Consider the following 9,978-nt stretch of genomic DNA (forward strand, 5'->3'; position numbering starts at 1 on the left):
AAGCGCAGCCATAGCCAGGGCTATGGCGAGCATTTGCAACGACGAGCAGGGGTCTTTTGGCGTGATGAGCGGGCATGATCGAAATACTCTCAGCCTCTGAGTGCCTCGCGCACCGGCGCGAACGAGCGACGATGAATCGGGCAGGCGCCATGGGCCTTCAGCGCCGCCAAATGCTCGGGTGTCGAATAGCCCTTGTGAGCGGCAAAGCCGTACTGCGGATGCAACTCGTGCAACTGCAGGCAAAGCCGGTCGCGATGCACCTTGGCAAGGATGGACGCGGCGGAAATCGACTTCACCTTCGCGTCGCCGCCGACGATGGCTTCGGCATGGATCATGAGACGAGGCAACTGGTTGCCGTCGACCAACACCTTGGCTGGCTTGAGCCGCAGACCTTCGACCGCGCGCCGCATCGCGAGCAGAGTCGCCTGCAGGATGTTGATCTGGTCAATTTCCTCGACGCTTGCCTCGGCCACCGAACAGCACAAGGCTTTGGCGCGAATCTCGTCGTAGAGGCGCTCGCGCACGGCTGCCGTCAGCACCTTCGAATCGTTCAGGCCACGGATGCGCCGGGTGTCGTCGAGGATGACGGCGGCGGCCACGACAGGGCCAGCGAGCGGCCCGCGGCCGGCCTCGTCCACGCCCGCGATGAGGCCGTTGACGTCGAAGCTCAGCCCGAGCTGCTTAGGCGGCGAGAATTTTTTCGATCGCATCTGTTGCTGCTTGGGCTGTGTTACGGCGCAGCTCGCGGTGCAGCGCGTCAAATCGTTGGACGAGGGCGGCTGAGCGCACGGGGTCGTCAAGCCAGGCGAGCGCGGCGTCGGCCAGTTTCGCGGGAGTGGCATCGTCTTGCAATAGCTCGGGTACCGCGAATTCCCTGAGCAGAATGTTCGGAAGCCCCACCCAGGGCTGGTACTTCATGCGCTTCATCATCTGCCAGCTCAGCCAGTGCATGTTGTAGGCGATGACCATGGGACGCTTGAAGAGCGCAGCCTCGAGAGTTGCGGTGCCGCTCGCAACGAGGGTCACGTCGCAGGCGGCGAGTGCTTCATGGGAGCGGCCGTCGAGTAGATCGATCTTCGCGGCGCCAGCGTGCTGCGCCACGAGGGGCTCGATGAGCGGGCGAAGGCCAGGCGCCACCGGCAGGACGAATCGCATGCCGGGGCGCCGCGTGCTCAGTTCGTCCGCGGCGGCGATGAGCCTCGCGCCGATGTACTGGATTTCGGATCGACGGCTGCCGGGCAGCAAGGCCACGACGATGTCTTGTTCGCCAAGTCCCAGCGCGCGGCGGCTCGCGGCTCGGGGCACTGGGAGGGGAATTGCATCTGCCAGCGGATGTCCCACATACGTGGCCGCGATGCCGTGCTTTTCATAGATCGCGGGCTCAAAGGGAAAGAGGCACAACACGTGATCGACGGCCTTGTGCATCTTCTCGACCCGCTTGCCACGCCACGCCCAGACCGATGGGCTCACGAAATGGATGGCCTTGATCCCGCTGGCCTTCAGCCTGGCTTCGAGGTCGAGGTTGAAATCGGGCGCATCGACGCCGATGAAGACATCGGGCTTCTCGCGCAGCAGCCGTTGCGCGAGTTGATCGCGAATGCCTACGATTTCCCGGTAGTGGCGAATCACCTCAACGTAGCCGCGCACGGCCAGCTTCTCATGCGGCCACCAAGCGTCGAAACCGTGCTTCGCCATCTTGGGCCCGCCGATGCCGGCGACACGCAGCGAAGGCCAGCGCGTGGTCATTCCGCCCAGCAGCAAGCCCGCGAGCAGGTCGCCCGATGCTTCGCCCGCGACCATCGCGAAGCGAGGTGATCGCTCTTCATTCATCATCAGCGGACGATGCCGCGTTTCGAATCTGCGAGGAAGCTCGACATCAGCACCACGTCTTCCGCTGCTTCAGGCATCGTCTGCGCCAGTTCTTGGATGGCCTTTCGCGCATCGTCGAGCGTCAGGCCCTGTCGATATAGCAGCTTGTGCATCTGCTTCACCGCACTGATGCGTTCGGCCGAGAAACCGCGGCGCTTCAATCCTTCGAGGTTGAAACTGCGCGCCTGCGCCGGATTGCCGGAAACCATCGCGAAAGGCGGCACGTCCTGCAAGAGTGCTGTGCTCATGCCCGTCATCGCGTGCGGGCCGATCTTCACGAATTGGTGCACGTTGGTGTACCCGCCCAGGATCACCCAGTCGCCCACGTGCACATGGCCCGCGAGTTGCGCGTTGTTGGCGAAGATGGTCTTGTTGCCCACCTGGCAGTCGTGCGCGAGGTGGGTGTAGGCCATCATCCAATTGTCATCACCCAGCCTCGTCACGCCGACGTCTTGCACGGTGCCGAGGTTGAAGGTGCAAAACTCGCGGATGGTGTTACGGTCGCCGATCTCGAGTCGCGTTGGCTCACCCGCGTATTTCTTGTCCTGAGGCACCGCACCCAGCGATGCAAACTGGAAGATGCGGTTGTCGCGCCCGATCGTCGTATGGCCTTCGATCACGCAGTGCGGCCCGACAGTCGTACCTTCATCGATGCGAACGTGCCCACGAATGATCGAGTACGGACCTACCGTCACGTTCTCGCCGAGCTGCGCGCCCGGCTCGATGATCGCGGTGTGGTGAATGTTGGCCATGCGAAAACCTCGCTCAGAGGCTGAGAATATTTCGAGCGTGTCCGAGCAGCACGTCGAAAGGCGCCTGATCTAGTGTCGCGTCAAGCCACAAGTGTCGGTTGATCGCGCCGCTGTCGGAGCGCAGTGCAAGGCGCGCCGACGAGTCATATCTCGTGCTATGGCGAGCATTTGTAACGACGAGCAGGGGTCTTTTGGCGTGATGAGCGGGCATGATCGAAATACTCGCAGCCTCTCAGGCAATCGTGCGCATCGTGCACATCAGTTCGGCCTCGACGGCGAGCTCTGCGCCCACGGACGCCTTGGTGGTGAATTTGAAGACACCTGCCCTCGCGCGGTCCAGCGTCGCATCAAGGATGAGCTGGTCGCCGGGCTCCACCGGCCGCTTGAAGCGCGCGCCATCGATGCCAGCGAAGTAGTACACCGTATTGTCGTCGGGCGAATTTCCCATCTTCTCGAAGCACAGCAGAGCCGCGGCTTGCGCCAGCGCCTCCAGCATCAGCACGCCCGGCATCACCGGCCGATGCGGAAAGTGGCCCTGAAAGAACTGCTCGTTGATCGTGACGTTCTTGATCGCCTTGATTCGCTTGCCCGTCTCCAGCTCCAGCACGCGATCCACCAGCAGGATGGGGTAGCGATGCGGCAGCTTCTTCAATATCTCGTGGATGTCCATCATGGTGTCTTCTTCTCGAGGGCACGCAGCCGCTCTCTCAAACCGTGCAATTGACGCAGCGTGGCTGCGTTCTTTTCCCAGGCGGCATTGTCGTCGATGGGGAACACACCGCTGTATTGACCGGGCTTCAAGATGGAGCGCATGACCACGGATGCAGCGGAGATGATGACGCGGTCGGCGAGCGTCAGGTGACCCAGGATCACCGCGCCGCCTCCCACTTGGCAGTGCTTGCCGATAGTGGCGCTGCCCGCCACGCCCACGCAGCCCGCCATTGCCGTGTGCGCGCCGATGCGCACGTTGTGGCCGATCTGTATGAGGTTGTCGAGCTTCACGCCGTCTTCAATCACGGTGTCGTCCAGTGCACCACGGTCGATGCAGGTGTTGGCGCCAATCTCGACGTCGTCACCGATGCGCACGTTGCCGAGTTGCTCGATCTTCTCCCATCGGCCTTCCACAGGCGCGAAGCCAAAGCCATCGGCACCGATCACGACACCGCTGTGGACGATACCGCGTGCGCCAATGTGGCAGTCGAAACCGACGGTGACGCCGGCGGATAGTCTGGTGCCCGCGCCGACGCAGGCGTTGGAACCTATGAAGCAGTGCGAGCCAATGACGGCTCCCTCGCCCACCGTGGCCCCTGCTTCGATGACGGCGAGCGGCCCGACCGACACACCCTCGCTGATCGTTGCCGTGGGGTCGACCACAGCGCTCGGATGCACGCCCGCTACCGTGGCAGGTCTGGTGCGTTTCGCCCAAAGCTGCGTCAACCGCGCGAAGCCGAGGTACGGATCGGCCAATACGATGGCCGATCCGCGTGCGACTGCAGCGTCCCGCATTGACGGCGCAACGAGCACGCACGCCGCCTGCGACGCCGCAAGCTGAGATTGGTACTTGGGATTGGAGAGAAACGAAATCGTGGAAGGCGTGGCGCCCTCCAGAGGGCCGATTCGGGTGACGACGGTCGACGGATTGCCGATCAAATCGCCGCCGAGTTGCGCGGCGATGTCACCCAGCGAGAACTCAGAGGCTGAGAGAATTTCGAGCATGTCCGAGCAGCACGTCAAAAGGCGCCTGATCTAGGCGCAAAGCGGAGCCATAGCTCGTGCTATGGCGAGCATTTGCAACGACGAGCAGGGGTCTTTTGGCGTGATGAGCGGGCATGATCGAAATACTCTCAGCCTCTCAGTGGCCAATCACTTGCCGCCTTGCGCGTTGAGTGCCTTGATGACCTTGTCGGTGATGTCGGCGCGCGGACCAGCGAACACCGCTTCCTGGAGGATCAGGTCATACTTTTCGGATTCGAAGATCTGCTTGATAACGCGGTTGGCACGTTCCACCACCTGGCCCAACTCTTCGTTCTTGCGCTGGTTCATGTCTTCCTGGAACTCGCGCTTCTTGCGCTGGATTTCGCGGTCCTGGTCGACCAGTTCGCGTTGGCGGCGGTTGCGCTCGGCTTCGGCGAGCGTCGGCACGTCTTTCTCGAGCTTGTCTGCCGCGGCCTTGAGACGGGCATCCATGTCGCCGAGTTCTTTCTCGCGCTTCCTGACTTCAGTTTCGAGCTTGGCCTGCGCGGCCTTGGCGGGCGCTGCCTCGCGCAGCACGCGATCGCTGTTGACGTAGCCGATCTTCAGTTCCTGCGCGCCGGCTGCCGCGGTGGCGGTGGCCGCTGCGACGGCCATCGCAGCCGTCATGATCACAAAAGAGAGTTTCATCAGAACGCTGTCCCGATCTGGAATTGAAGTGGCTGGATTCTATCGCCCGGCTGTTTGCGAAGCGGGCGACCATAACTGATCTGAAGCGGGCCCACGGGAGACACCCAGCTCAGGCCCAGACCGGCCGAGGCGCGGATGCTTCCTGCGGTGATCTTCTCGTTTTCACCCCATACGTTTCCGGCGTCGAGATAGCCGAACCAGCGCAGTGTCTTGTCGTTGCCCGTGCCCGGCACCGGCAGGTACAACTGGGTCTGCAGGTTCAAGCGTCGATTGCCGCCGATGTAGGCGCCGATCACGTCCACCTGGCCCAGCGAGCCCTGGTCAAACGCGCGCACCGTGCCGAGACCACCGCCGTAGAAGTTCTTGAAGATTGGATATGGCTTGCCGTTCAAGCCTTTGCCCCAGCCGCCTTCGAGGTTGAAGCCCACCGTGAAGCGGCGACCCAGCGGGATGTACTGCTGGTACTGGGCGTTGGCGCGCAGATAGCGAGCATCGCCGAGGAGCCCGCCTTCGAGGTTCAAGCGCTGATAGGCGCCTTGGGTCGGCACCAGCGCACTGTCGCGGCCGTCGCGCGTCCAGCCGATGGTCAGCGGCACAGTGCTGCTGACCTTGCCGAAGATTTCGCGGTAGTTGAAGTAGTTCTGTGGCAGCGCGACGTCGCCCTTGATCTTCGTGCGCTCGTAGCCGATGCCGAAGAACACCGTGTCGAGTTCGCTGAACGGCACGCCAAAGCGGATCGACGCGCCCGGTGTCACCAACTCATACTGCTCGCCCTGGCTGTTCAGCGGCTTGACCGTGCGGTAGTAGACGTCGATGTTGCGCGAGATGCCGTCGATGGTGAAGTACGGGTCTCCAGTGCTAAACACCAACGTGCGCTGCGAGCGGCTGGTGTTCAGTTCGATGCCCAGCGAGTTGCCCGAACCGAAGACATTGTCCTGGCGAATCTGAGCGCTCAAGGACAACTTGTCAGCGCTCGAGAAACCTGCACCCAGCAAGAGGTTGCCGGTCGGCTTTTCCTTGATCGTGACCGTCAGGTCGACTTGGTCGACGGTGCCGGGCACTTCGGCAGTGTCGACGTTGACCTCGCTGAAATAACCGAGGCGGTCGACGCGATCGCGGGACAGCTTGATCTTGCGGCCGTCATACCACGACGATTCGAACTGGCGGAACTCACGTCGCACCACTTCGTCGCGCGTGCGGCTGTTGCCGGCAACGTTGATTCGGTGCACGTAGACGCGGCGCTGCGGATCTGCGAAAAGCGTGAGGACGACCTGCCCTGTCGTGCGGTCGATTTCGGTGCGAGGATCGATCTTGGCAAATGCGTACCCGAAAGTGCCGAAGCGCTCGACAAAGGCCTTGGAGGTATCAGCCACCGCTTCGGCACGATAGGGCTGGCCCGGTTTGATCGTGACGAGCGTCTTGAAGTCTTCCTCTTTGCCCAAATAGTCACCTTCGAGCTTCACCGCGGTGACGGTGTAGGGCTGACCTTCCTTGACGTTGATCGTGACCGTGATGTCCTGCTTGTCGGGTGAGATCGCGACTTGCGTGGACTCGACGTTGAACTCGAGATAGCCGCGGTTCAGGTAATAGGCACGCAAGGACTCGAGGTCGGCGTTGAGCTTGGCTCGAGAGTAGCGATCAGCTTTGGTATACCAGTTGAGCCAGCCACCGTCGTTCAGGTCGAACAGCCCCTTGAGCGTGCTCTCCGAAAACGCATTGTTGCCGACGATACGAATTTCGCTGATGCGTGCCGCAGTGCCTTCGGTGACCGTGAATGTCACGTTGACACGGTTTCGCTCTTGGGGCGTCACAGTGGTGACCACCTCGGCCCCGTAGAGACTGCGCGTGAGGTACTGCCGTTTGAGTTCCTGCTCCGCACGGTCGGCCAACGCCTTGTCGAAGGGCAGACCTTCGCCGATGCCGAAGTCCTTGAGTGACTTGGTCAGCGTGTCCTTGTCGAATTCCTTCAGACCGCGGAAGTCGATATTGGAAATGACCGGGCGCTCTTCAACGATGACGACGACCACGCCTTCATCGATTTCAAGGCGCACGTCTTTGAACAGGCCCGTAGCGAACAGCGCACGCAGCGCGGCACTGCCCTTTTCGTCCGTATAGGTGTCGCCGATGCGGAAAGGCAAGGAGGCGAACACGGTGCCGGCGTCCGAACGCTGAAGGCCCTCGACACGGATGTCTTTCAGTTGAAAAGGTTCGACTGCCCATGCGGACCCGGCTTGCAGCGCTGCTGCAAGTGCGAGACACAAAACGGTAGGACGAAACGAACTCAGGCGAGAAGAAGGTCGCATGCGGGGGGAAAGTCAGTGCAGGCCCAGATGGCGGGCCACATCGTTGTAGAGAGCGAGCGACATCATCAACAGCACGAGGACCAAGCCGGCCCTCTGCAGCCGACCGAGCCACTGCTCGGACAATGGCCGCCCTGTCACTGCTTCGAAAAGATAATACATCAGGTGCCCACCGTCGAGGACGGGCAGAGGCAACAGGTTCAATACCCCCAGGCTTACGCTCACGATGGCCATGAAGCTCAGAAAGAACGTGAGCCCCATCTGCATCGACTGACCTGCGTATTCGGCGATCGTCAGCGGCCCGCTGAGGTTCTTGAGCGACGCCTGGAAGATAAGCATCTTGCCAAGCAGCTTGAGGGTCAGGGTCGACATCTCCCATGTGCGCGTCAAGCCGTGCGACAGTCCTTCGAGGAAGCCGTATTGCACGAACACCTTGGGGCCGGGCTTGCCGATGGGGACATCGATGTAGCCAACCCGTTGCTCACCATCTTTGCGCACCGCAGGCTGGACAGTCAGTTCCATCGTCTGCCCTCCGCGCTCGAGTCGCAGCACCATCGGCGAGGGCTCGCCCTGCGCGCCACTGGCACGGATGAGATTGAGCACGCCCGCGGCATCGCTGACGATCCGGCCATTGACACTCAGCACCCTGTCACCGGCGAGCAACCCGGCCTTGGCCCCAGGCCCGCCAGGCCCGGGCTTGCCGAAGATCGGTTCGCTGAAAGGCCCGCCCAGCCCGATGCTGCGCATCACTGCCGTGTCGAGCTCCTTCGAGGGCAGTTGATCAAGCGCGAGAGTCACGCTGCGTTCACCGCGGCCGTTCTCGTTGGCGACCATAAGGTACAGCGACTCGCCGCGCGACACTGCCTGCGCCAAGTCCCAGGCGAGGTCGGAGGTCGAACGAACGTCGTGCCAGTCGTTCCCATCACGCGAGGCGGCGCGAACCATTTCACCGGCACGGACGCCCGCCCGCTCGGCGATGCTGCCAGGCGCCGGTGTCGAAAGCAGCGCCTTGGGCTCTTCGATGCCGAGCCAGTTGGCCGCGGAATAAAGCAATACTGCAAGCAAGAGATTTGACATCGGCCCCGCGGCGACGATAGCAGCCCTTTGCGCGAGCGGCTTACTCTTGAAGGTCTGGTTCTCTTCGGAAGGCAACACGCCGCCTTCCCGATCGTCGATCCAACGCACGTACCCACCCAAGGGCAACGCGGAGATGACAAATTCGGTGCCGCCAGGGGTGGGCTGGCGTCGCCAAATCACCTTGCCGAAGCCGAGCGAGAAGCGATCCACCTTGACACCGCAGGCCACCGCGACGCGGTAATGCCCATACTCATGCACGAGGATGAGTATCCCGATGGTCAGGATGAAGGCGAAAGGGTAGATCATCGGGCGAATCGCTTCGCGTGCGCTGCGGCCTGCACACGCGAGCGCTGGTCGAGCGCGATCAGACCGTCGCTGCTGGATGCCTCGCTCGGCTCGATGCGAAGCGAGGCCAGCGTTTCGGCGTTCACGCTGTGGATGCGATCGAAGCCAATGGCACCGTCGAGAAATGACGCCACGGCAATCTCATTTGCCGCGTTGAGCACCGTCGTGCTGCCGGGCGCACCGCGTAGGGTGTCCCATGCGAGCATGAGACCGGGATAGCGGGAGAAGTCGGGCGCCTCGAACGACAGATTCGACATTGCCGCGAAGTCGAGCTGGCTCGCGCCCGATTCGATGCGCTCCGGAAACGAAAGACCGAAGGCGATGGGCACCCGCATGTCGGGCGTGCCGAGTTGCGCGAGCACCGAGTTGTCTCGGCACACGACCATCGAGTGCACGATGCTTTGCGGATGAATCACCACCCTCACCTGCTCGGGCTGCAGATCGAACAGCCAGCGTGCCTCGATGACCTCGAGTGCCTTGTTCATCATCGTGGCCGAGTCAACCGAGATCTTGCGGCCCATCACCCAGTTCGGATGCGCACAGGCTTCGTCGGGGGACACGGTGGAAAGCGTTGCCGGGTCGCGGGTGCGGAAAGGTCCGCCCGAGGCGGTCAGCAGGATGTGATCAATGCGCGCACCCCAGACCGAACGGTCTTCGGGCAGGCATTGGAAGATTGCCGAATGCTCGCTGTCGATCGGCAAGATGACGCCGCCGCCGTCGCGCACGGCCTGCATGAAGAGCGCGCCGCCGACAACGAGGGCTTCCTTGTTGGCGAGCAGCAATCGCTTGCCGGCACGCGCTGCGGCAAGGCACGGGGCCAATCCTGCTGCGCCAACGATCGCGGCCATGACCGAATCGACATCTGGATGCGACGCGAGTTCGCAGAGCGCCTTCGCGCCCACGAGTACTTCGGTGCTGCATTTCGCTTCGCGCAGCCGCGTCTGCAAGATGCTCGCCTGATCGGGATTCGCCACCGCGGCAAATCGCGGCCGCCACCGCATGCACTGAGCAAAGAGATCGTCGATGCGACTGTGTGCGGTGAGAGCGAACACCTCGAAGCGCCCATGATGTCGCGCCAGCACGTCGAGCGTGCTCACACCGACCGAGCCGGTCGAGCCAAGGATGCAGACGCGTTGAACCACGTGGCCGCCCATCTCAGAGGCTGAGAGTTTTTCGAGCGTGCCCGAGCAGCACGTCAAAAGGCGCCTGATCTAGGCGCAAAGCGCAGCCATAGCCCGGGCTATGGCGAGCAT

The 9,978-nt window shown here is 62.5% G+C and carries 9 protein-coding genes; all 9 read right to left on the reverse strand.

All coding sequences use genetic code 11. The features are described from left to right. Positions 1 to 89: 89 nt before the first annotated feature. Positions 90 to 710, reverse strand: coding sequence for a ribonuclease HII (gene rnhB / locus AC30NL_RS10025; RefSeq protein WP_489463856.1), 621 nt, complete (start codon positions 708 to 710; stop codon positions 90 to 92). Beyond that, positions 682 to 1,830, reverse strand: coding sequence for a lipid-A-disaccharide synthase (lpxB, locus tag AC30NL_RS10030; protein ID WP_489463863.1), 1,149 nt, complete (start codon positions 1,828 to 1,830; stop codon positions 682 to 684). Before lpxB ends, rnhB begins: the two co-directional genes overlap by 29 nt. Positions 1,831 to 1,832: 2 nt before the next feature. Next, a complete protein-coding gene (gene lpxA / locus AC30NL_RS10035) occupies positions 1,833 to 2,621 on the reverse strand; it encodes an acyl-ACP--UDP-N-acetylglucosamine O-acyltransferase (protein WP_489463857.1) in 789 nt (262 codons plus the stop codon). 232 nt (positions 2,622 to 2,853) lie between these two features. Beyond that, a complete protein-coding gene (gene fabZ, locus AC30NL_RS10040; protein ID WP_489463858.1) occupies positions 2,854 to 3,294 on the reverse strand; it encodes a 3-hydroxyacyl-ACP dehydratase FabZ in 441 nt (146 codons plus the stop codon). Next, a complete protein-coding gene (gene lpxD, locus AC30NL_RS10045) occupies positions 3,291 to 4,337 on the reverse strand; it encodes a UDP-3-O-(3-hydroxymyristoyl)glucosamine N-acyltransferase (protein ID WP_489463859.1) in 1,047 nt (348 codons plus the stop codon). Before lpxD ends, fabZ begins: the two co-directional genes overlap by 4 nt. 147 nt (positions 4,338 to 4,484) lie before the next feature. After that, on the reverse strand, positions 4,485 to 4,982 hold the full coding sequence (locus tag AC30NL_RS10050; protein WP_489463864.1) for an OmpH/Skp family outer membrane protein: 498 nt from the start codon (positions 4,980 to 4,982) through the stop codon (positions 4,485 to 4,487). A 20-nt stretch (positions 4,983 to 5,002) separates the two neighbouring features. Then, positions 5,003 to 7,306 (reverse strand): outer membrane protein assembly factor BamA, encoded by a 2,304-nt coding sequence (gene bamA / locus AC30NL_RS10055; protein ID WP_489463860.1) that lies wholly within the window; start codon positions 7,304 to 7,306, stop codon positions 5,003 to 5,005. A 12-nt stretch (positions 7,307 to 7,318) separates the two neighbouring features. Continuing rightward, positions 7,319 to 8,686 carry an RIP metalloprotease RseP gene (rseP, locus tag AC30NL_RS10060; RefSeq protein ID WP_489463861.1) on the reverse strand — a complete coding sequence of 456 codons (1,368 nt, stop codon included), beginning with the start codon at positions 8,684 to 8,686 and terminating at the stop codon, positions 7,319 to 7,321. Next, positions 8,683 to 9,867: a 1-deoxy-D-xylulose-5-phosphate reductoisomerase gene (locus tag AC30NL_RS10065; protein ID WP_489463862.1), complete on the reverse strand. Its 1,185-nt coding sequence runs from the start codon at positions 9,865 to 9,867 to the stop codon at positions 8,683 to 8,685. Before AC30NL_RS10065 ends, rseP begins: the two co-directional genes overlap by 4 nt. Positions 9,868 to 9,978 lie beyond the last annotated feature (111 nt).

Origin of the sequence: Rhizobacter sp. (assembly GCA_021153565.1) — a bacterium.
Taxonomy (GTDB): Bacteria; Pseudomonadota; Gammaproteobacteria; order Burkholderiales; family Burkholderiaceae_C; genus Albitalea.

Excerpts from the sequence above, each read along its gene's own strand:
- fabZ (WP_489463858.1), bottom strand. The coding sequence starts at position 3,294 with ATGATGGACATCCACGAGATATTGAAGAAGCTGCCGCATCGCTACCCC.
- rnhB (WP_489463856.1), bottom strand. The coding sequence starts at position 710 with ATGCGATCGAAAAAATTCTCGCCGCCTAAGCAGCTCGGGCTGAGCTTC.
- AC30NL_RS10050 (WP_489463864.1), bottom strand. The coding sequence starts at position 4,982 with ATGACGGCTGCGATGGCCGTCGCAGCGGCCACCGCCACCGCGGCAGCC.
- lpxD (WP_489463859.1), bottom strand. The coding sequence starts at position 4,337 with ATGCTCGAAATTCTCTCAGCCTCTGAGTTCTCGCTGGGTGACATCGCC.
- bamA (WP_489463860.1), bottom strand. The coding sequence starts at position 7,306 with ATGCGACCTTCTTCTCGCCTGAGTTCGTTTCGTCCTACCGTTTTGTGT.
- lpxB (WP_489463863.1), bottom strand. The coding sequence starts at position 1,830 with ATGAATGAAGAGCGATCACCTCGCTTCGCGATGGTCGCGGGCGAAGCA.
- lpxA (WP_489463857.1), bottom strand. The coding sequence starts at position 2,621 with ATGGCCAACATTCACCACACCGCGATCATCGAGCCGGGCGCGCAGCTC.
- rseP (WP_489463861.1), bottom strand. The coding sequence starts at position 8,686 with ATGATCTACCCTTTCGCCTTCATCCTGACCATCGGGATACTCATCCTC.